This is a genomic window from Chromobacterium sphagni, assembly GCF_001855555.1.
In the GTDB taxonomy this organism is placed as follows: domain Bacteria; phylum Pseudomonadota; class Gammaproteobacteria; order Burkholderiales; family Chromobacteriaceae; genus Chromobacterium; species Chromobacterium sphagni.
In genome coordinates, this window is sequence record NZ_MKCT01000001.1 from 382784 (window position 1) to 400817 (window position 18034).

General features: G+C 62.9%; 24 protein-coding genes, 1 tRNA gene and 1 pseudogene. 20 read left to right on the forward strand and 6 right to left on the reverse strand.

What is annotated here, in order from left to right; all coding sequences use genetic code 11:
* Nucleotides 1-30: 30 nt before the first annotated feature.
* The gene (locus tag BI344_RS01840) at nucleotides 31-930 is read left to right on the forward strand and encodes a 4-deoxy-4-formamido-L-arabinose-phosphoundecaprenol deformylase (protein WP_071111263.1); all 900 of its coding nucleotides are present in this window, start codon (nucleotides 31-33) and stop codon (nucleotides 928-930) included.
* Between the two features lie 77 nt (nucleotides 931-1007).
* On the opposite strand, the gene BI344_RS01845 is transcribed toward BI344_RS01840, so the two are convergent.
* Both BI344_RS01845 and BI344_RS01850 read right to left on the reverse strand, forming a co-directional pair.
* Nucleotides 1008-2021 (reverse strand): nucleoid-associated protein, encoded by a 1014-nt coding sequence (locus BI344_RS01845; RefSeq protein ID WP_071111264.1) that lies wholly within the window; start codon nucleotides 2019-2021, stop codon nucleotides 1008-1010.
* Nucleotides 2022-2082: 61 nt separating this feature from the next.
* Nucleotides 2083-2964 (reverse strand): LysR family transcriptional regulator, encoded by an 882-nt coding sequence (locus BI344_RS01850; protein ID WP_071111265.1) that lies wholly within the window; start codon nucleotides 2962-2964, stop codon nucleotides 2083-2085.
* Between the two features lie 118 nt (nucleotides 2965-3082).
* Between BI344_RS01850 and BI344_RS01855 the strand changes: the two genes are divergently transcribed.
* The gene (locus BI344_RS01855; RefSeq protein ID WP_071111266.1) at nucleotides 3083-4225 is read left to right on the forward strand and encodes an S-(hydroxymethyl)glutathione dehydrogenase/class III alcohol dehydrogenase; all 1143 of its coding nucleotides are present in this window, start codon (nucleotides 3083-3085) and stop codon (nucleotides 4223-4225) included.
* 2 nt (nucleotides 4226-4227) lie between these two features.
* Nucleotides 4228-5058, forward strand: a complete 831-nt coding sequence (fghA, locus tag BI344_RS01860; RefSeq protein ID WP_071112024.1) for an S-formylglutathione hydrolase — start codon at nucleotides 4228-4230, stop codon at nucleotides 5056-5058.
* 52 nt (nucleotides 5059-5110) lie between these two features.
* Here fghA and BI344_RS01865 read toward each other — a convergent pair.
* The 3 genes from BI344_RS01865 to BI344_RS22635 form a co-directional block, all read right to left on the reverse strand.
* Nucleotides 5111-5196, reverse strand: a tRNA-Tyr gene (locus tag BI344_RS01865).
* A gap of 45 nt (nucleotides 5197-5241) precedes the next feature.
* Nucleotides 5242-5487 (reverse strand): glutathione S-transferase C-terminal domain-containing protein, encoded by a 246-nt coding sequence (locus BI344_RS22630; RefSeq protein ID WP_158021021.1) that lies wholly within the window; start codon nucleotides 5485-5487, stop codon nucleotides 5242-5244.
* A gap of 60 nt (nucleotides 5488-5547) precedes the next feature.
* Entirely contained in the window at nucleotides 5548-5838 is a 291-nt protein-coding gene (locus tag BI344_RS22635; protein WP_083370032.1) for a glutathione S-transferase family protein, read from the reverse strand.
* A 250-nt stretch (nucleotides 5839-6088) separates the two neighbouring features.
* Between BI344_RS22635 and BI344_RS01875 the strand changes: the two genes are divergently transcribed.
* The 9 genes from BI344_RS01875 to BI344_RS23605 all read left to right on the forward strand — a co-directional run bounded on the left by BI344_RS01875 (nucleotide 6089) and on the right by BI344_RS23605 (nucleotide 12295).
* Entirely contained in the window at nucleotides 6089-6829 is a 741-nt protein-coding gene (locus BI344_RS01875; protein ID WP_204377993.1) for a Crp/Fnr family transcriptional regulator, read from the forward strand.
* A gap of 97 nt (nucleotides 6830-6926) precedes the next feature.
* Nucleotides 6927-7499, forward strand: coding sequence for an RNA polymerase sigma factor (locus BI344_RS01880; RefSeq protein ID WP_071111267.1), 573 nt, complete (start codon nucleotides 6927-6929; stop codon nucleotides 7497-7499).
* A gap of 80 nt (nucleotides 7500-7579) precedes the next feature.
* Nucleotides 7580-7990 (forward strand): hypothetical protein, encoded by a 411-nt coding sequence (locus tag BI344_RS24270; protein WP_158020710.1) that lies wholly within the window; start codon nucleotides 7580-7582, stop codon nucleotides 7988-7990.
* Nucleotides 7987-8478 (forward strand): DUF2589 domain-containing protein, encoded by a 492-nt coding sequence (locus BI344_RS24275; protein ID WP_071111269.1) that lies wholly within the window; start codon nucleotides 7987-7989, stop codon nucleotides 8476-8478. The genes BI344_RS24270 and BI344_RS24275 overlap by 4 nt, the downstream gene beginning before the upstream one ends.
* Nucleotides 8479-8525: 47 nt before the next feature.
* Nucleotides 8526-9200, forward strand: coding sequence for a DUF2589 domain-containing protein (locus BI344_RS01895; RefSeq protein ID WP_083338657.1), 675 nt, complete (start codon nucleotides 8526-8528; stop codon nucleotides 9198-9200).
* Nucleotides 9201-9323: 123 nt separating this feature from the next.
* Nucleotides 9324-10118 (forward strand): bestrophin-like domain, encoded by a 795-nt coding sequence (locus BI344_RS01900; RefSeq protein WP_158020708.1) that lies wholly within the window; start codon nucleotides 9324-9326, stop codon nucleotides 10116-10118.
* A 97-nt stretch (nucleotides 10119-10215) separates the two neighbouring features.
* Nucleotides 10216-10452 (forward strand): RebB family R body protein, encoded by a 237-nt coding sequence (locus BI344_RS01905; protein WP_071109869.1) that lies wholly within the window; start codon nucleotides 10216-10218, stop codon nucleotides 10450-10452.
* Between the two features lie 27 nt (nucleotides 10453-10479).
* Nucleotides 10480-11217, forward strand: a complete 738-nt coding sequence (locus BI344_RS01910) for a hypothetical protein (protein WP_239690810.1) — start codon at nucleotides 10480-10482, stop codon at nucleotides 11215-11217.
* 46 nt (nucleotides 11218-11263) lie between these two features.
* Nucleotides 11264-12295 carry a hypothetical protein gene (locus BI344_RS23605; RefSeq protein ID WP_139166853.1) on the forward strand — a complete coding sequence of 344 codons (1032 nt, stop codon included), beginning with the start codon at nucleotides 11264-11266 and terminating at the stop codon, nucleotides 12293-12295.
* Between the two features lie 326 nt (nucleotides 12296-12621).
* On the opposite strand, the pseudogene BI344_RS01920 reads toward BI344_RS23605, so the two are convergent.
* Nucleotides 12622-13140: pseudogene (locus BI344_RS01920) on the reverse strand (REP-associated tyrosine transposase).
* 288 nt (nucleotides 13141-13428) lie between these two features.
* Between BI344_RS01920 and BI344_RS01925 the strand changes: the two are divergent.
* The 8 genes from BI344_RS01925 to BI344_RS25080 all read left to right on the forward strand — a co-directional run bounded on the left by BI344_RS01925 (nucleotide 13429) and on the right by BI344_RS25080 (nucleotide 18015).
* Nucleotides 13429-13833: a hypothetical protein gene (locus BI344_RS01925; protein ID WP_071111272.1), complete on the forward strand. Its 405-nt coding sequence runs from the start codon at nucleotides 13429-13431 to the stop codon at nucleotides 13831-13833.
* Nucleotides 13834-13855: 22 nt separating this feature from the next.
* A complete protein-coding gene (locus tag BI344_RS01930) occupies nucleotides 13856-14905 on the forward strand; it encodes an extracellular catalytic domain type 2 short-chain-length polyhydroxyalkanoate depolymerase (protein ID WP_071111273.1) in 1050 nt (349 codons plus the stop codon).
* Nucleotides 14906-14915: 10 nt separating this feature from the next.
* On the forward strand, nucleotides 14916-15401 hold the full coding sequence (locus BI344_RS01935; protein ID WP_071111274.1) for a hypothetical protein: 486 nt from the start codon (nucleotides 14916-14918) through the stop codon (nucleotides 15399-15401).
* A 135-nt stretch (nucleotides 15402-15536) separates the two neighbouring features.
* Nucleotides 15537-15977, forward strand: coding sequence for a lysozyme (locus tag BI344_RS01940; RefSeq protein ID WP_071111275.1), 441 nt, complete (start codon nucleotides 15537-15539; stop codon nucleotides 15975-15977).
* 95 nt (nucleotides 15978-16072) lie between these two features.
* Entirely contained in the window at nucleotides 16073-16273 is a 201-nt protein-coding gene (locus BI344_RS01945; RefSeq protein ID WP_071111276.1) for a hypothetical protein, read from the forward strand.
* Complete coding sequence (locus tag BI344_RS01950) at nucleotides 16266-16982, forward strand: hypothetical protein (RefSeq protein ID WP_139166854.1); 717 nt, start codon at nucleotides 16266-16268, stop codon at nucleotides 16980-16982. The genes BI344_RS01945 and BI344_RS01950 overlap by 8 nt, the downstream gene beginning before the upstream one ends.
* A 77-nt stretch (nucleotides 16983-17059) precedes the next feature.
* Nucleotides 17060-17383 (forward strand): RebB family R body protein, encoded by a 324-nt coding sequence (locus BI344_RS01955; protein WP_071111278.1) that lies wholly within the window; start codon nucleotides 17060-17062, stop codon nucleotides 17381-17383.
* 26 nt (nucleotides 17384-17409) lie between these two features.
* On the forward strand, nucleotides 17410-18015 hold the full coding sequence (locus tag BI344_RS25080) for a RebB family R body protein (RefSeq protein ID WP_241499230.1): 606 nt from the start codon (nucleotides 17410-17412) through the stop codon (nucleotides 18013-18015).
* Nucleotides 18016-18034: the final 19 nt, after the last annotated feature.

The window sequence follows — 18034 nt, forward strand, 5'->3', positions numbered from 1 at the left end:
CGATTCCGAACACTTGAACTTGCCAGAACAATGAAAAAACTCGCCCTGAAGATAGACGTCGACACCTGGCGCGGCACCCGCGAAGGCGTGCCCAGGCTGGTGGAGATGCTCCAGCGTCGCCAGGCGAACGCCACCTTCCTGTTCAGCCTGGGGCCGGACCACACCGGCCGCGCCATCAAGCGCGTGTTCCGTCCCGGCTTCCTGTCCAAGGTGTCGCGCACCTCGGTGGTGGAACACTACGGCATCCGCACCCTGCTGTACGGCACCGTGCTGCCGGGCCCCGACATCGGCCGGCGCGAGGCCGCGCTGCTGCGCTCGGTCCGCGACGCCGGCTTCGAAGTGGGCATCCATTGCTGGGACCACATCAAATGGCAGGACCATGTGGCGGAAGAAGACGCGGTGTGGACCCGCGCCGAAATGCACAAGGCCGCGCGCCGCTTCCAGCAGATTTTCGGCGAGCCGCCGCGCACCCACGGCGCCGCCGGCTGGCAGATCAACGACGCCGCGCTGGCCTACCAGCAGGAGTTGGGCATGCTGTACGCGTCCGACGGCCGCGGCACCCACCCGTTCCAGCCGGTGGACGCCGCCGGCCGCAGCCTGGGCGTGCCGCAGCTGCCCACCACGCTGCCGACGCTGGACGAGCTGATAGGCCTGAACGGCCTCACCAACGACAATGTGCACGAGCACCTGCTGGCACTGACCGAGACCGCGCCGGACAGCGGCCATGTCTACACGCTGCACGCCGAGCTGGAAGGCATGCGCCTGGCCGAGACTTTCGACCGCTTGCTGCAGGGCTGGCAGGCCCAGGGCTACCAGCTGGTCAGCTGCCTGGACATCTTCAACGGCCTGGATCGCGCCGCCCTGCCCAATGGCCGGGTGGTGATGGGCGAAATCCCTGGCCGCAGCGGCACCCTGGCCTTGCAGGCCTGAGCCGTTCCCGCCATGACAAAACCCGCCATCCGGCGGGTTTTGTCATTCTGCTGGCCCAGCGGGAAACCGGCGCCGCCTCAGCCGTCGCGCTTGTTGAGGAACAGCGTCAGGCTGAGGCCGCCTTCGCCGTCGTTGACCGACTGGATGTTCTTCAAGGTGATGCCGGAAGGCAGCAGCACGCTGATGCCGTGGCCGACGCCGTAGCGCGACAGCGTCTTTTCCAGCTGCTTGGCCATGCCCTTGGCCGGCAGCCGCGCCTCGTCGTCCAGCTCGAAGCCGTAGGATTCGGCGGCGCTGCCCAGCGCCTCCTCCACCTGGGCCCGCGGCACGAAGCGCTCGGCGGCGTCGGTCAGCGACTTGGCCGCCACCTCTTCCTGCTGGCTCTCCACCAGCGTCAACAGCTCGTCCTTGAAGCGCGCCTGCTCCATCGGGTCCTCGATCTCGCCGCTCAACTGCTCCACCACGCTGGCCAGCATCTTGCTGCTGGAAGCCTTGTCCGGCACCCGCAGCGCCTTGAGGAAATCGTCCAGCCAGAACTTGGCCTCACGGCTGAGACGGTCCACCGCGTAGACGGTGGGACCGTGCTCCAGGATCAGCGCGCCCTTGTCTATCAGCCGCGGATTGATGCCGGAGGCGTGGCTGATGTCGAACACGCCGGCGCCGTCGATGATGGTGAGGAAGTCGTCGCGGATTTCCGACTTGAACACCCCTAGCGCGCGCTCCTCGCGCTCGCCGTCCCCCAGGCCGGAAAACTCGATGATCAGCAGATCGCCGGCGCTGATGTTGGGATGCTGCGAGCGGCCGTACAGATGCTTGGCGATGCGCTGCGACACCGCCAGGAAATCGATCTCGCCGCGGAAGAACTGGCGGGTGTAGTGGTAGATCTCGTTCAGGTTGAGATCGGTCTCGTGGACGAACTGGTGCTTCTTGCGGTCGGATACTATGCCCTTCAGGTAGCCGTCCAGCAGCAGGCCGGACACCGCCTCGTCCACCGAGGTGGTGCGTTCGGACAGCTGCAAGGGCTCGCCGCGCGTCGGGTTGCCCACCCGGTGCACCACCATGCATTCCACTCTCGATTCCGCTATCACCATCGCCATTGCTCCACAAAAGAATGGGCGATTATTGTCGCCGCCCGCCGCCTTGGCAAGGACTCTATGGCTGGACGGAAGACAAGGCCTCCGCCAGGAAATCCACCAGCAGCCGCACCTTGGGGCTGAGCTGGCGGTTGTGCGGATACAGCGCCCAGATGCCCTCCTCCGGCTCGGCGTAGTCGGCCAGCACCTCGCGCAGCGCGCCGCTCTCAAGGTGCGCCGCCACGTAGTAGTCCGGCAGCTGCACCAAGCCCATGCCGCGCAGCGCGGCGTCGGCCAGCACCTGGGCATTGTTGCAGCGCAGCGGCCCCTGTACCCGCACCGTCTGGCGGCGGCCGCCCTGTTGCAGATGCCAGCTGTCCTGGCCCAGCAGCAGGCAGGCGTGGCCGGCCAGGTCCCCCGGCCGCTGCGGCGCGCCGTGGCGGGCAAGGTAGGCCGGCGCGGCGCAGATGTGGTGGCGGCGCTGCGACAGCTTGCGCGCCATCAGCGAGGAATCGGACAGATGGCCGATGCGGATGGCCAGGTCGTAGCCCTCGTGCACCAGGTCCTGCAACTGGTTGGACAGATTGAGGCCGACCTCCAGCTGCGGATAGCGCTGCATGAAATCCAGCAGCAAGGGCGCGATGTGGCTCTGGCCATAGGCCAGCGGCGCGGTCAGCTTGAGCTTGCCCTGCGGCGCCGCCTGCAGCCGCGACACCGCCTGCTCGGCGTCGGCCAGCGACTCCAGCAACTGGCGGCAGTGGGTCAGGTACAAGCCTCCGGCCTCGGTCAGGCTCAACTGGCGGGTGGTGCGGTACAGCAGCTTGGCCCCCAGCCGCGCCTCCAGCTGGCTGATCTGGCGGCTGACCTGCGCCACCGAAATCCCCAGCTGCCGCGCCGCCCGGGTGAAGCTGCCGCTGTCGGCCACCGCGACGAATTCATGAATGCCTTCCCAGCCGGCCATTGTTTCTCCACAGAAAAAATCATTTACCGATTTGGCCGATTATGAATGCCCAAGAGAAAAATACAATGGCCGATTGCGCGGCGATACCGCCTATCATCATTCAGAAGAGGAACCCCGCATGAGCCAGAACGTCATCCGCTGCAAGGCCGCCGTGGCCTGGGCCGCAGGCCAGCCCTTGAGCATCGAACAAATAGAAGTGCAAGCGCCCAAGGCCGGCGAGGTGCGGGTGAAGCTGGTGGCCACCGGCGTCTGCCACACCGACGCCTTCACGCTGTCCGGCGAAGACCCGGAAGGCATCTTCCCCTGCATCCTGGGCCACGAGGGCGGCGGCGTCGTGGAATCGGTGGGCGCGGGCGTCACCAGCGTGGCGGTGGGCGACCACGTGATTCCGCTGTACACGCCTGAGTGCGGCGAGTGCAAGTTCTGCCAGTCCGGCAAGACCAATCTGTGCCAGAAGATACGCGCGACGCAGGGCAAGGGCCTGATGCCCGACGGCACCACCCGCTTCTCCAAGGACGGCCAGCCCATCTACCACTACATGGGCACCTCCACCTTCAGCGAATACACGGTGCTGCCGGAAATCTCGCTGGCCAAGGTCAACCCGGCCGCGCCGCTGGAAGAGGTATGCCTGTTGGGCTGCGGCGTCACCACCGGCATGGGCGCGGTGGTGAACACCGCCAAAGTGCAGCCGGGCGACAGCGTCGCCATCTTCGGCCTGGGCGGCATCGGGCTGTCCGCCATCATAGGCGCGCGCATGGCAGGTGCCGGCCGCATCATCGGCATAGACATCAACGAGGGCAAATTCGAACTGGCCAGGAAGCTGGGCGCCACCGACTGCGTCAACCCCAGCCTGCACGAGCAGCCCATCCAGGACGTGATCGTGGCGATGACCGACGGCGGCGTGGACTTCTCCTTCGAATGCATAGGCAACGTCAAGGTGATGCGCGCGGCGCTGGAATGCTGCCACAAGGGCTGGGGCGAATCGGTGATCATAGGCGTGGCCGGCGCAGGCCAGGAAATCGCCACCCGGCCGTTCCAGCTAGTCACCGGCCGGGTCTGGCGCGGCAGCGCCTTCGGCGGCGTGCGCGGCCGCTCCGAGCTGCCGACCTATGTGGAACGCTATCTGCAAGGCGAATTCCAGCTGGACGACTTCATCACCCACACCATGCCGCTGGAGCAGGTGAACGAGGCGTTCGAGCTGATGCACCAGGGCAAGAGCATACGCTCGGTGATCCACTACCGCGCGAAGGAGCAGGCTTGAGTCTGGAAAAGATCAGCGACAACCTGGCCTTCGGCGGCCGCCAGCAACAGTGGCGGCACCAGTCGGCCGCGCTGGGCTGCGCGATGCGCTTCGGCGTCTATCTGCCGCCGGCGGCGGCGCAGCACAAGCTGCCGTGGCTGCTGTGGCTGTCCGGCCTGACCTGCAGCGACGAGAACTTCAGCCACAAGGCCGGCGCGCAAAGAGTGGCGGCGGAGCTGGGCATCGCGCTGGTGATGCCGGACACCAGCCCGCGCGGCGAAGAGGCGGCGGACGATCCGGCCTACGACCTGGGCCAGGGCGCCGGCTTCTACCTCAACGCCACGCAGGCGCCGTGGAGCCGCCACTACCGGATGTACGACTACGTGACGCAGGAGCTGCCGGCGCTGCTGCGCGGCCAGTTCCCGCTCAACGGCCGCGTCGCCGTCGCCGGCCATTCGATGGGCGGCCACGGCGCGCTGGTATGCGCGCTGAAGCGGCCGCAGGACTACGTGTCGGTGTCGGCCTTCAGCCCGATCTGCCATCCGGTCAAGGCGCCGTGGGGCCGCAAGGCGTTCGCCGCCTATCTGGGAGACGACGAAACCCGCTGGCGGGAATGGGACGCCAGCCTGCTGCTGGCCGAACGCGGCAGCCCGCTGCCGATCCGGGTGGACATCGGCCTGGCCGACCCCTTCCTGGCCGAGCAGCTGCAGCCGGACGCGCTGCAGAAGGCGGCGCGCGAGAGCGACAGCCGCCTGGAACTGCACCGCCACGCCGGCTACGACCACAGCTACTACTTCGTCGCCAGCTTCATCGAGGCGCAGCTGCGCTTCCACGCCCGCCATCTGCTGGCCTGAGCGGCGCGCAGACGCAAAAAAGCCAGGCATCGCGCCTGGCTTTTTCTGTATCTGGTGGAGGGAGAAGGATTCGAACCTTCGAAGGCTGAGCCGCCGGATTTACAGTCCGGACCCGTTGACCGCTGGGGTAACCCCTCCAAGAGCTGCGCATTTTATTAGCCGGTGCCGCCGCCGTCAAGCGGCTCAAGGCAGTTTCGCCGCCTGCAGATAGGCCGGCCGCGACAGGCAGCGCCGTAGCCAATCATGCACACGCGGTCGCGTCTCCGGCTCGCATCCGGCCAGGCTGTTGATCACCCCCGCCACGTTCAGGTCCGCCGCGCTGAACGCCTCGCCCAGCAGATAGGGCCGCTCGCGCAAGGCAAGCTCCAGCCGCCCCAGCGGCTTTTGCAGATCCCGCTCCGCCTGGCGCCGCGCCGCGTTATTACGCAATGCGGCCGGCAGCCACAGGCTGTGCTCGGCCCAGCGCGCCTACGCGTCCTCCAATGCCGACTACGCCCAAAACGACCACTGCACAGCCAAAGCCTGCCGCTGTTCATCCTGCGGCCACAGCCGCGGTTCCCGCCCCGCCAGGTAGAGGTTGATCGCCAGCGATTCGGCCAGCACGAAATCGCCGTCCTTCAAGGCCAGAATAGTGCCGGCCGGATTCAGGGCCAAATAGTCCGCGTCCTGGCCGCAACGTTGCCAGTCCAACGGGTGGTGGACGAAGTCCAGCTCAAGTTCGCAAGCCATCCACAGCACGCGCAAGGTGCGGGAATGGACAGTGCCATAGATTTCCAACATTCAGACCACCCTGGCTCCACTCAAAGCGCGAGAATACCAATGGGATTGCTATGCGGGTGGCATTGCAGATGCAAGCCAATCGATAACTACGCTCATCCCCCGCGCCAACCATTCAGCCCACACTATTCACACGGCATTAATTGCAGCGTTTTCCGCTAAGAGCAAGTACGGCGCAGCAGGCTTAGGACATCATGCCGGTCGCATTACATGTCAAACCACTCGCCGCCAAGACCACACCATGCGGAAAACCATGCCCAGCCAAACCATCATGCCGTCCTCGCCAACAGCGCCACCGCTAGATTATCTCCAGCAACTGTCTTCGCTGCCGCTGCTGCAAGGCCTTTCCCAGCCCCTGCTGCTGCATCTGCAAAAACACGCGGTGCCGCTGCAAGGCAAGAAGCGGAAGCTGCTGTTCTGGAAGGACGAGCCAGCCAACTTCATCGCCCTGGTCATGCAGGGCACCGTGCACCATACCCTGGATGAGCCGGATGGCAAGGAGGTCATCATAGACCGCAGCCATTGCGGCGAGCTGGTAGGAGAAAGCGCGCTTCTGCAAACCGGTTTGCGCAACAGCAACGCCCTGCTCAGCGCCGACGCCAGGCTGCTGCTGCTGCATCAGCCCCATTTCTCCTTGCTGCAGCAGGACCCCGCCTTCATGTCCAGGGTGCAGGCCCAGCTGTGCCAGCGGCTGCAGCGGCTGAGCAATTTCGTCGAAACCGTCTGCCTGTACCGGCTGGAGGCCCGCCTCGCCCGCCATCTGCTGGAAGAGATGGCGCTCAAGGGCCAGGCCGGGCCGGACGGCATTTGGCTGCCGATGCAGTTCAACCAGAGCATTCTGGCCGCCATGCTCAACGCCAGCCGTCCCAGACTCAATGCCCAACTCAAGGAATGGCAACGCAGCGGACTGATTCAGCCATTGCGCCGCGCCTTGCAAATCAAGGATCCGGAACGGTTGCGCCGGATCGCGCAGCAAGGTGGAGCCCTGCCTTAATTATTCAACCTCTTTAATTTCATTTGTCACACAAGAAACAGAATCAAACCTTCAACTGGGCAATCCTGAAATTCCGTTTGTCATTCAGGACTACCAAGTGAAATTCACAAAGAATGAAGACTCAATCCAGCCGCTGGCGGCGGTATGGCGAGAAATCCAGCCCAAGCTGCAGCGCCGCGCCCGCCATCTGTGCAAGGGCGATACCCACCGCGCCGACGAACTGTTGTCCGACACCGCGCTGAAAGTACACCTGTATCTGCAGCACTCCGCCGAGCGGGTGCAAAACCTGGCCGGCTTCCTGTTTCTGGCGCTCAACCACGCCTTTCTAGACTTCGTCCGCCGCCAGGGACGGGAAAACCTCGTGATCGATCCGAACTCCGACCTGGACTGCGACACAGTCCATGCCCACAGCTCCAACGCGCCTACACCTGAACAATTGCTGACGCTGAAACAGCAACTGGCCCGCATGGAGGCGGCGTTGGCCGGACTGAAGCCGGAACAGCAGCGCTTGTTCCAGCTGAAGTTTCAAGAGGACCTGCCTTATCCGCAAATCGCCTCCAGCCTTGGCATCAATGAAGCCCTGGCGCGCAAGCGCGTGGAGCTGCTGCGCAAAGCGCTGCGCAAGCATCTGGATCAAGACTTCACGCCGCCCGGCATCCGCCGTACCTGAAGCATGAAGCTAAACCATGCGCAGCGCCGGCTTTGGCTGTCACGCCGCCCGCCCGCACAATTTCACAGGATCAGCATTTCATGACGTGTTCCCCCGCCTCCTCGCCTCCCTCTCTGCTAGCGCTCTGCGCGGTGCTGGCGCTGCTGCTGGAGCGATTGCTGGCTCCGCCCTTCCCCGCAGCCAGGCCCTCCAGCACGCTGCCGTTCGACATTTGCGGCTTCGGCATCGCTTATGCCCTGTGCAGCCAGCTGCCTTTGCATCCCGCCGACGCCTTGCGCCCCGGCCTGCTGCCGGCCTCTGTGGATGCCGGCCTGGCCGCCTTGCTCATCGCCGGAATGGCCCGCCTGTTGCGGCAGGCCTTGAATCCACACCCTGCAACGGCTTGCCCGCCAGCACCGCCAACCCGCCGCATCGCGCGCCATTCCTTCCGTCTGGGCAATCTGACCACCTCGCCATACCCCGCGCGCGCGCATCAGGAGAAGCGGAAATGAAGGCCACGCTGGGCAGCCTGATCAGTGGCCTGAAAAAGGCCGTGATCGAAGCGCAACGCAGCGTCAGCCACCAGCATATCGAGGAGCTGCAGCAATTCTTCATCCCGGACCAGGAGCAAGACCCATCGCAAAGCTTCCCGGAGGGCGCCTGGACCGCGCGCATGGTCGGCATGAACGTCCCCCGCGAAGTGAGCCGCAACGGCGTAGTCACACTGGAACACCACCAAGTTCAAGTGCCGCTGATCACGCTGCTGCCGCTGAAAAGCTTTGCCATCGAGCAAGTGGAAGTGCTGACCACCCTCAGCCTGGCTTTGGCAGAAACACCGGACCCGGCCGGGGAAGACGCGGATGTGCTGGTTTCGATGCGGCCGCTAGATGAACAGACGGCGGAAATCAAGATTGTGATCCGCGGCCTGGAGCCGCCCGCCGGCTACCAACGCATGGTGGCCGCCTACGAGAAGCTGCTGAACGCGCAGTTGCCTACCTGAACCCGGCGCGCCTTGCCCCACTCATCAACATCCAATAAGGAGCTCCCATGGCAGATACGCCTGACGACAATGTATTGAGCCTGGCCCAACAGTTTTCCGGGCTGCCGATGAAGGCGCTGATCGGCGGGCCATTGCAGGCCGCCTCGCAGGCGCAGCACAGTCTGGCGCTGACCCAGACCCAATCGATTCTGGAAACCGGCTTCAGCCGCATCATCGACCGTAATGGCAAGCTGCTCGGCTACCGGCCGCTGACGGCGGCCATAGAGCTGGCATCGTCGCGCGCCGGCGGGGCGGCCGCGCCGACGCAGACTTCTCTGACGCTGAACCTGCCAGTGCTGACCATGATGCACATCCCCTCGCTGGCGATCCGCTCGGTGGACATCACCTTCGATATGGAAGTGAAGTCCAGCTTCAGCCGTGAAACCGATGTGCAAAGCGCCAGCAAGCTGGATGCCGGCGCCACCTGGGACGCGCGTGTCGGCTGGGGAAGCTTCGGGGTGGAGCTGAAAGGCTCGGTATCCTCCGATAGCTCCCGCTCGCGCGACGACAAGCGCGCCTCGCAAAGAAGCAACGACGCGCATTACCACGTGGAAGTAAAGGCGGAACAGCAAGCCATGCCGGAAGGCCTGAAGCTGCTGCTGCAGACATTTGGGAAAAACCTGGATGCCTCGCTCGCGCCGACAGACCCGGACGCGCCGCAGCCCCCAGTGGTCAACACCTAAGCCAGACCTGCGCGGGAGCCGCTCCCGCCAGCGCCCTCTTCTGGCCAGACGAACCTCCCATTCCCGCACGGACGCACCCCCGGCCTCTCCCCACTCGCCACGGAGACTACAAGGATGAACGACATGCTGATTCATTTCATTTCCATGCCCTCCGCGCTGCAGATCGCCGCGTGGGCCTCATTTGGCTGCCTGCTGGCGGTACTCACCCATTTCCTGATGCGCAGGCTGGCGCCGGAGCACATAACGGAAAAGCAAAGCGACGAAGTCGGCGTCATCATCGCCGTGGTGGGCATTTTCTACGGCCTGATCATCGCCGCCCTGCTGGTACGCGCCATCTCCCACTTCGATAACTCGATGGAAATCGCCGAGCGCGAAGCTGGCCTCGCTGCCTCGCTGTACCGGATGAGCGCGCAAGGACTGCCGGAGACAAACCATAAAATACAGAAGGGGCTGCAAGCCTATCTCGACGCCGTCATCCACCAAGAATGGCGTTTGCAGCAACAAGGCGAAGAAGTGCCCGTTTCCTCGCCGCAGCTGGGCTATTTGAGCAAAGTGTTGTCGGCCATCCATCCCGCCGGCCACAAAGAGGCGGAATACCTGGCCCTGGCCCAAGACAAGCTCAACGAACTGTACGTCAGCCGCCACGCCCGGCTGTTCAACCAGGCCATGACCATCCCATGGGAAATCTGGACCGTCAGCCTGATAGGCGAGGTGCTGCTTGTGTTCTTCGCCTGGCTGATGCATGTGCCCAGCAAGGGCGTGCACTTCTTTCTCACCTGCGCCATGGCCGTCTCCATCTCCATCGTGCTGGCCATCATCCTGATCTACGACACCCCCTTCTACGGCGACATCAGCGTCTCGCCGGAACCGTACCAAAAAGCGCTGGCCGCCATCCGCGCCGGCAGCCTGGATTTGTAACCTTGGTAAAAACTTTTCACACGCGCGGCGACGGCGCGTCCGTATGGCAAGCGCATGCCGCGCCCTCATCAACCTCACCTGCGATCCAGGAGCAAACATGGCAGACAACACCGCAGTCAACGGACAAATCACCGACGCCGTCACCCAGACCAACGTCAAGGTCGTGGCCGAAGCCCCGGCCCAGGCCATGGCCTCGCTGTACCAAGTGGCCAGCCACTCCGCCGGCCTGGCGCTGCAGAACTCGGTGCACAGCCAGCAGGCGCTGAACCAGATCAACAGCGCGGTGATTTCCAAAGCGGTGTCGATGATCCTGTCCGTCGGCGACAAGAGCTGACGCCATTAAGCCAGGGAGGATGGAAGCATGGACATTAAAAGCTTTTTCCGCGGCAAGCAGGATAGCGGCGAAAAAAATCAATCGCAGAGCGGCTCGTCAGCGGAAAAATCGCAAACAGCCGGCGCCGAAGCGCTTCAAGACAGCAATGTCGGCGAGACCAATACGCAAACCATGCAGGCCGACAATGCAGCAGGCTCGCCAGACGGCGGAGCGAAGGCCCAAACCCAATCACCGTCAAGCACGCCGGCCCCCGCCGTTCCGCCTCCCACTCAGCTCTCGCAGCCCGCCGCCCCGCCGCCGTCATCCAGCCCGCTGCGCGGCTTCACCGAAAAACTCAGCACCGCGCCATCCGGCGGCAGCGGCAACGACGCGCTGAACAGCCAGATCGTGCAGGCGGTGCAGCTCTCCAACAGCGAAACCGCCGCCTACGCCGGCAACCAGATCGCCGTGGCCCCCAACATGATGATCACCCAGGCCGGCGGCCTGGTGGCCCAGGCCGGCGCCAACTACTTCGACGGCGCCAGCAAACTGGCCCTGGCCAGCAAGAGCGTGCTGCTGAAGAACATGACCGAGAAATTCGCCAAGGAGGACGTCAAGGGCGGCGTGGAGGACGCGCTGGGGATTTTGATCACCGATCTCTTGGTCGGCACCGCCGCGGCGGTGGCTGCTGCGGCCGGCGCAATCGAGGGCGAGGCGGCGCATTTTGCGTTGGACAAGATAGATCAAAGCCTCTCGAAATATAAATCACTAACAAGCGATAAATAGCCCCCCCAAAAACATCACAACAATCAAACTAACCAAAGGATTAAAAATGCACACTTACATCTCCGTCATCAAGTGGCAAAACAGCAGCAATACGAAATTTGATGCTCTAGCACTTGACAAACGCATTGAAATAATTACCTCAGCATGCGCCGATCTAAACAACCAAATAACAAGCAATAACATTCCTCTTGACAAGGAAATAAAAGGCATAATAACAGCACCGGAATATTTCCTATCCAGAAGTAACTCATCTTTATCCATCACAAGAGACACAATGCTTCAATACCGGCAAAATTTAGCCAATACCAGCCGAAAATACAAAGACATCGTGCTAATACCAGGGACGATGGCTTACACTAAAACTATTAATCTATCCGAAGAAAAAGGCATTAATCGCTTTAAAAAAATGCTATCCCGCATGAACGAAGAGCAAAATCCTTACATCCTTGACCCCAATAAAACCAACCCCCTCAGAAACATTCATGATGGAAGACTCCAACAAACTGAAATTGATAGATATAAAAAATACTGGAGAGAACAAATCATCCAAGGAAATTCAGTAGAAATCTATTCAAATTCACTATTTATATACTATAATGGCGAGATATGGAAACACAGAAAATCCAGTGGGTTTTACGAAAACCAGAACAATAAAGATGTAGTATTATCTATTGATCGAAAAAGCGAAAATGGACTTGTAAATATCAGCGACCGGCTATTCGGACTGGAAATTTGCTTTGAGCACGCAATGGGTGTACTCAAAGAAAAACACAACAGTCTCCCCCTTGACTTCCAAATCATTGTTTCTGACTATGTCGAGGGCAACCGAAACAACATCCACCTTAGTGCAGACGGTCTATTAATAGGAACCCCCATTTCCATCACAGACAAAACAACCAATATTACAACTATCCATGATGGCATATGGAGTGAAGATTCTAATAAAAACCTTAATAAAATTGCACCAGTGAAAGTTGAAGAATGGTACGACATCTTTCAAGTAAAAACACCAGCCAAAAAGCAAGGAACCATGAAGAAAGTGACTAAGGAGTCACTGCAAAGCGCAGTCATCAAATAAAGTCGGCCCAACATTTCCGACTCCGGCGATCACAAACCTGTGGAATCCACATGTTAGGTGGGCAAATCTCCGGATTTGCCCACGCGTTTTATACTGCCTAAAACGAACCGTGAACTCATCCCCCCACTTCACACACCCTTTCCCAACACGTCCCTGTCATTGCCCCCCCACAAAACAGGTAAACGCCAGGCGTAGCGCGGGTTGGCCCAACAGGCCATACCCGCGATCCATACGATCACCGCCCTTCATCGCCTTTGCCCCCTTCCATAACGCCACACACCACTTCTCCGCCGCATTCCGCGGGTATGGCCTGCGGCCAACCCGCGCTACGTGGCCCCACCCCAATCGGCGGGATACCGGCCGGCCTGGACGTAGCGGTGGAAGGTGGAATACGGCCATGCCGCCGCGCTGGCGGCGAGGCCATGCTTGACCGGGTTGAAATGCACATAATCCAAATGCGCGGCGAAATCGGCTTCGTCGCGGATGCGGTGCTCCCAATACCTGTGTTGCCACAAGGTGCCGCATCCTTTGGCGGCGCGGCGGGCGCTATACCATTCGGCCCGGAAATACCGCTGCCCCACCGCGCGGGTGACTCGCCGCTTGATCTCGCGCCACCGTAGCGCTTAATCGGCATCGCCTTCCGGCAAGGTCCAAATCGCGTGCAGATGGTCCGGCAACAACACCCAAGCATCGATGGCGAATGGCCGCTCGCGCCGCACCGCCAGAATGGCCTCGCGCAAGGTGGCGCGCACGTCAGGTTTTAACAGAATGGCTTGCCGGCGCTCGGTCACCACGGTGAAGAAATAACAGGCGCCGGGCAGGCGGTCTCGACGAAAACGGGCCATATATTGGTCTCGGCAAAAAAGTCCACTCTCGCACGCCCTATGCGCCGGCGCGCCGGGCCGATAGACCAGCCTCGGCGTAGCGGGGGTTGGCCTGAGGCCATACCCGCGACCAACGCCACCATACCCCCCAACCCCATACCCTCACGCTTTCGCGGGTATGGCCTGCGGCCAACCCGCGCTACGGGTCCGATACCGTTCACGACAAGGCCCGGCCGCCGTCCCATCAACACCACGGCGCGGCCAGGCCGCCGCTTGCGCCGCGCCTTTCATGAATAGAGACGCCACGCCATGGACAACGCCGATCAGGACAGCAGCGTCAACCAGCAAACGGGCCTCTTGCGCGGCAGCATTCCAGAACTAGGCAAGAGTCCGGTGCATTTGCTGTCCGCCATCGTGGCGCTGGCGTCGGACAAGCTGTGGGACGTGATGCTGCTGGACATGGCCAAGGCCATGGCCTTGCCGGATAAGATCCGCTTTTTCCTGCTGGCCGGGCTGCTGTTGCTGCTGCTCACCACCATCAGCGCCGGGCTGACGCAGATGTGGGTGGAAAAGGACGACGCGGGCATGGCGCTGGCAAAGGGGCTGGCAATGGGCATCCTGGCCGGGCTGCCCTACTCGTTCGGCACCACCGAGCTGGGACTGATATTTATCGGCTGGTCCGGCATCAATGAGCTGCAAAAACTGAACAAGTGAACCTCACACAAGGAGAACCACCATGCGCCTCACCTTCCTCAAACCCGCTTTGCTGGCCGCGCTGTGGCTGGCCACCGCCGGCCTGGCTCATGCCGCCGCGCCACTGCCCGCCCTGGGCACGGACAGCAAACAGAACACCGTGTCCGGCCTGTCTTCCGGCGCCTTCATGGCGGCGCAGTTCAGCGTGGCCAACTCCGCCGCTGTGGCCGGCGCCGGCATCGTGGCCGGCGGGCCGTTCTACTGCGCCGGTTTGGGCGGGCTGAATGGCGCGGAGCGTTTCCTGATGACCGCCACCACCCAGTGCATGCGCCCGCTGGGCGCGGCGCCGTCCGGCGCGGCGGCCTGGCAGGCGGCGCAGAAGTTCGCCGGCCAAGGCCTGATCGACCCGGTGGACAACATCCAGCGCCAGCGGTTGTACATCTTCACCGGCGCGTCGGACAGCATCGTGCTGCCCAAGGTGGTGGCGCAGACGCGGGCCTTCTACCAGAGCGCCGGCGTGCCGGACGCCCAAGTACGCTATGTGGACAACGTCAACGCCGGCCACGCGCTGATCACAGCCAACAGCACCGATTTGGCCTGCCCGGCCAACGCCGCGCCCAATCTCAACAACTGCGGCTTCTTCCAATCTCAAGACATCCTGCGCCAGCTGTACGGCGCATTGAAGCCGCCCGCCGCCAAACTGTCCGGCCAACTGCAGGATTTCGACCAGACCGAGTTTTCCAAACAGGGATATACCGGCCTAGCCGCCATTGGCCATGTCTATATCCCGGCCGCCTGCGCCAAGGACAGCTGCCGCGCCCATGTGGTGTTCCATGGCTGCACCCAGGAGGACAGCCGCATCGGCACGCGCTTCTACGCCACCACCGGTTACAACGAGATCGCCGACAGCAACCGCATCGTGGTGCTGTATCCGCAGATCAAATCCGACCCCAAACGCAACCCGCAAGGTTGCTGGGACTTCTGGGGCTATAGCAGCCAGGACCCGGTCAACCCGGACTACTACGCCAAGAACGCGCCGCAGATGGCCGCCATCCGCGCCATGCTGGACCGTTTGAACAGCCGGCGCCGCTAAGGAGACCGCCATGAGCGCGAATACCCCCGATGACTGGAGCCGGCTCGTCTTTGCCGGCCTGCCGGAAGAACGGCAATGGAAAGACTGGCTGCTAGCCGGGCTGAACGGCGGCGAGAAGCTGAGCGAATGGCAGCAGCAAGCGCTGCGGCAATGGCGGGAAGCCTGGCAACAGCGCGCCGGCGCGGCTTCCTGGCTGGAGCTGGGCCGCCAGTGCGATGACACCTGGACCGAATACGCCAGGCAATGCCTGCTGTGGCAGCTGCAATGGGCCGCCGGCTGGCGCGGGCAAGCCTACAAGCTGCAGCAGGCGCTGCAGCAGGCGCGCGGCGACGGCGACGCCTTGCTCGCGCTCAACGCCGCCAGCCAGGAAGGCCGCCAACTATGGGACGAACGGATGGAGTCGCTGCAGCAGACGCTGAGCGAGCTGCCGCCGGCGCTGGCGCAGTGCCTGCGCCAATGGCTGACGCCGCCGCCGGCGGATGCCCCTACCGCCTGAAAGCGCGCGCCCGGGCCCGCCATCGCTGAAACCCGTCCTGCGGCCACGGCACAAACCACCGTGCACACTGAACGCTCCCCGTCCGCGCCGCGTAGCCTAGGCGCGGCAAACCCATCCCTGCGCAAAGGAAACCTCATGCAAACCAATGCCGCCGGTCTGGCGCTGATCAAAAAATTCGAAGGTCTCAGACTGATCGCCTATCAGGACATGGTGAACGTGTGGACCATAGGCTACGGCCACACCGGGTCTGACGTAAAACCCGGCCAAGTCATCACCCAGGCGCAGGCCGACCAATTGCTGGCGGGCGACCTGGCCCGCTTCGAGGCCGGCGTAGGTCGTCTGGTCAAGGTATCGCTAAACGCCAACCAGTTTGCCGCCCTAGTCAGCTTCAGCTACAACCTGGGTCTGGCCAATCTGCAAAGTTCCACCCTGCTCAAGCTGCTGAATCAACGCGATTACGCCGGCGCCGCCGGCCAGTTTCCGCGCTGGGACCGGGCTGGCGGCCAAGAAGTGCCTGGCCTGCAGCGCCGCCGCCAGGCCGAGCAAGCCTTGTTCCAGGCCCCTGTCGCCAGCTGACGCTTTCACAAACGCGGCCCTCCACCGTTCTTGCAACAGCCCGCCGGCTTAGCCGCGCGGGCTGTTTTCGCATTCTTTTCTTACGGAGAAACGCCATGCAAGACGAGCTGAACCATCTGCACGAGCAGGTTTCGCAGTTGTTGGGCAACCATCTGGGCGCCTGGGCCAATGATTTGATGAACGCCACAGCCGGCCATGACGACAACCGCTTCCTGTCGGTATTGCACGCGCTCTTGGCCATGCGCAGCGCCTTGGCCCCGCTGATAAGCCAACACCAGGATGCCAGCCATGGCTGATACACCGCTGAACCCCGCCTTGCGCCAAGTAGCAGAACAGTATCTGGGACGCTCGCTACAGCCGCAAGAGACGCAAACGCTAGCGGCGTTTCAACAGAACGCGCAGAGCGCCTCTCCACAATTGGCGCCCATCCAGCAGGCCCGGCAACAGACCCAGCATGCCATCTCGCATGGCCATCAGCATGCCAACGCCAATATGCGCGATCTCTTGTCCTCAATCCAGGCCAGCTCCAGCCAGGCGCTGCAAGTGCAGGAGGCCGAGGAGCAAGCCATCCTCAAGCTGCTGGAAGGCACGCAAAGCCTGGCCGAGCTGCGGCCCTCGTCGCTGCAGCCTGCCATGGGAACTTTGCAGCCGGGCAGCCAGTTGGCGCTGAGCCAGATCGCCGGACACCTGTCCAATCTGGCGCGGCAGGAGGTGGAGCAGTGCTTCCAGCAGTATTTCGGCCCGCTGTCCGCGCAATTGCAGGAAGTGGTGATGAAGTTGCAGGCGATGGATGCCGCCGCACTGTCATCCCCGCAGACCACTCCGCCTCCCCAGCCCGGACCGGCGCAGGACGCGGCAACCCCGGCCATGCCGCCCGCCGCGCCGAGCGCCCCTGCCATCCCCCCAGCCGCTGCCGCTCCGGGCGTCGCAGACACGCTTGTTGCGCCTGTGGCATCGGCCGCCAGTGATGTTCACAGCCCACCCTCGACGCCGTTCATGCAGTAGCACCAGGAGAGGAGGGCCAGCCGGCCGCCTCCTCCCCCCGGTGTCTCGTTTCCCTCATCTAAAACAAGGAGCCACGCATGTCTTTTCCGACTTCCGTCAACGACCAAATCACCGACGCCGTCACCCAGTCCAACGTCAAGGTGCTGGGCGAAGCCCCGGCCATGGCCATGGGTTCGATCTACCAGACCATGGCCCACTCCACCGGCATCCTGTTCCAGAACGCCGTGTCCTCGCAGCAGCAGCAAAACACGCTGAGCCAGGCCGCCGCCAATATGGGATTGATGCAGATCTACAGCATGAACACCATGGCTGCCGCCGCCGGCACCGAGAAAGTCAGCCAAGGCGGCATCGCGGACAACCTGACCAGCCTGCTGACCGTGCTGCAGTCGTTCCGCCGTTAATCGGCACGGCCCAGCGGAGCTGACCGATGCCCCATCGCAAACGTCGGCGCGCTCGGCCCTGGCGGCAACAGTTTCCCGTCGCACGCTTCGCCACGGTCAAACGCCCACCTGCAGCCGGCCCCAGCCGGCAGCAGGCTGCGCAAACCGCTCGATCGGCCAAGCTGGCTCCGGCCGCCAACGCCGCCATGACGAGAAACGCCCCCGCCAGGCCTCTGCCGCGTCCCGCGGCGCCGGCGCCCCGGATGCAAGACCGCCGCTACCGGCTGCAACACCCCAGACCTTCGAATCCCAATCAGGAGAAACACATGTCCTTCCCCACTTCCGTAAACGACCAGATCACCGACGCCGTCACCCAATCCAACGTCAAGGTGCTGGGCGAATCTCCGGCCATGGCCATGGGTTCGCTGTACCAGACCATGGCCCACTCCACCGGCATCCTGTTCGAAAATGCCGTGTCCTCGCAGCAGCAGCAGAACACCCTTGCGCAAGCCGCCGCCAATATGGGTGTGATGCAGATCTACAGCATGGACACCATGGCCGACGCCGCCGCCACCGAGAAGGTCAGCCAAGCCGGCGTGGCCGACAACCTGACCAGCCTGATGACCGTGCTGCAGTCCTTCCAGAGCCGCTGATCCAGCGCCCATTTGATAC

What these genes read in the sequence shown, in the direction of transcription:
- BI344_RS01895 (WP_083338657.1), top strand. Translation starts at nt 8,526, where the DNA reads ATGGCAGATACGCCTGACGACAATGTATTGAGCCTGGCCCAACAGTTT.
- BI344_RS01850 (WP_071111265.1), bottom strand. Translation starts at nt 2,964, where the DNA reads ATGGCCGGCTGGGAAGGCATTCATGAATTCGTCGCGGTGGCCGACAGC.
- BI344_RS01845 (WP_071111264.1), bottom strand. Translation starts at nt 2,021, where the DNA reads ATGGTGATAGCGGAATCGAGAGTGGAATGCATGGTGGTGCACCGGGTG.
- BI344_RS24270 (WP_158020710.1), top strand. Translation starts at nt 7,580, where the DNA reads ATGACGTGTTCCCCCGCCTCCTCGCCTCCCTCTCTGCTAGCGCTCTGC.
- BI344_RS01875 (WP_204377993.1), top strand. Translation starts at nt 6,089, where the DNA reads ATGCCCAGCCAAACCATCATGCCGTCCTCGCCAACAGCGCCACCGCTA.
- BI344_RS23605 (WP_139166853.1), top strand. Translation starts at nt 11,264, where the DNA reads ATGCACACTTACATCTCCGTCATCAAGTGGCAAAACAGCAGCAATACG.
- BI344_RS01925 (WP_071111272.1), top strand. Translation starts at nt 13,429, where the DNA reads ATGGACAACGCCGATCAGGACAGCAGCGTCAACCAGCAAACGGGCCTC.
- BI344_RS01950 (WP_139166854.1), top strand. Translation starts at nt 16,266, where the DNA reads ATGGCTGATACACCGCTGAACCCCGCCTTGCGCCAAGTAGCAGAACAG.
- BI344_RS01930 (WP_071111273.1), top strand. Translation starts at nt 13,856, where the DNA reads ATGCGCCTCACCTTCCTCAAACCCGCTTTGCTGGCCGCGCTGTGGCTG.
- BI344_RS01940 (WP_071111275.1), top strand. Translation starts at nt 15,537, where the DNA reads ATGCAAACCAATGCCGCCGGTCTGGCGCTGATCAAAAAATTCGAAGGT.
- BI344_RS01840 (WP_071111263.1), top strand. Translation starts at nt 31, where the DNA reads ATGAAAAAACTCGCCCTGAAGATAGACGTCGACACCTGGCGCGGCACC.
- BI344_RS25080 (WP_241499230.1), top strand. Translation starts at nt 17,410, where the DNA reads ATGCCCCATCGCAAACGTCGGCGCGCTCGGCCCTGGCGGCAACAGTTT.
- BI344_RS01935 (WP_071111274.1), top strand. Translation starts at nt 14,916, where the DNA reads ATGAGCGCGAATACCCCCGATGACTGGAGCCGGCTCGTCTTTGCCGGC.
- BI344_RS24275 (WP_071111269.1), top strand. Translation starts at nt 7,987, where the DNA reads ATGAAGGCCACGCTGGGCAGCCTGATCAGTGGCCTGAAAAAGGCCGTG.
- BI344_RS01900 (WP_158020708.1), top strand. Translation starts at nt 9,324, where the DNA reads ATGCTGATTCATTTCATTTCCATGCCCTCCGCGCTGCAGATCGCCGCG.
- BI344_RS22635 (WP_083370032.1), bottom strand. Translation starts at nt 5,838, where the DNA reads ATGTTGGAAATCTATGGCACTGTCCATTCCCGCACCTTGCGCGTGCTG.
- BI344_RS01945 (WP_071111276.1), top strand. Translation starts at nt 16,073, where the DNA reads ATGCAAGACGAGCTGAACCATCTGCACGAGCAGGTTTCGCAGTTGTTG.
- BI344_RS01910 (WP_239690810.1), top strand. Translation starts at nt 10,480, where the DNA reads ATGGACATTAAAAGCTTTTTCCGCGGCAAGCAGGATAGCGGCGAAAAA.
- BI344_RS01955 (WP_071111278.1), top strand. Translation starts at nt 17,060, where the DNA reads ATGTCTTTTCCGACTTCCGTCAACGACCAAATCACCGACGCCGTCACC.
- BI344_RS01855 (WP_071111266.1), top strand. Translation starts at nt 3,083, where the DNA reads ATGAGCCAGAACGTCATCCGCTGCAAGGCCGCCGTGGCCTGGGCCGCA.
- BI344_RS01905 (WP_071109869.1), top strand. Translation starts at nt 10,216, where the DNA reads ATGGCAGACAACACCGCAGTCAACGGACAAATCACCGACGCCGTCACC.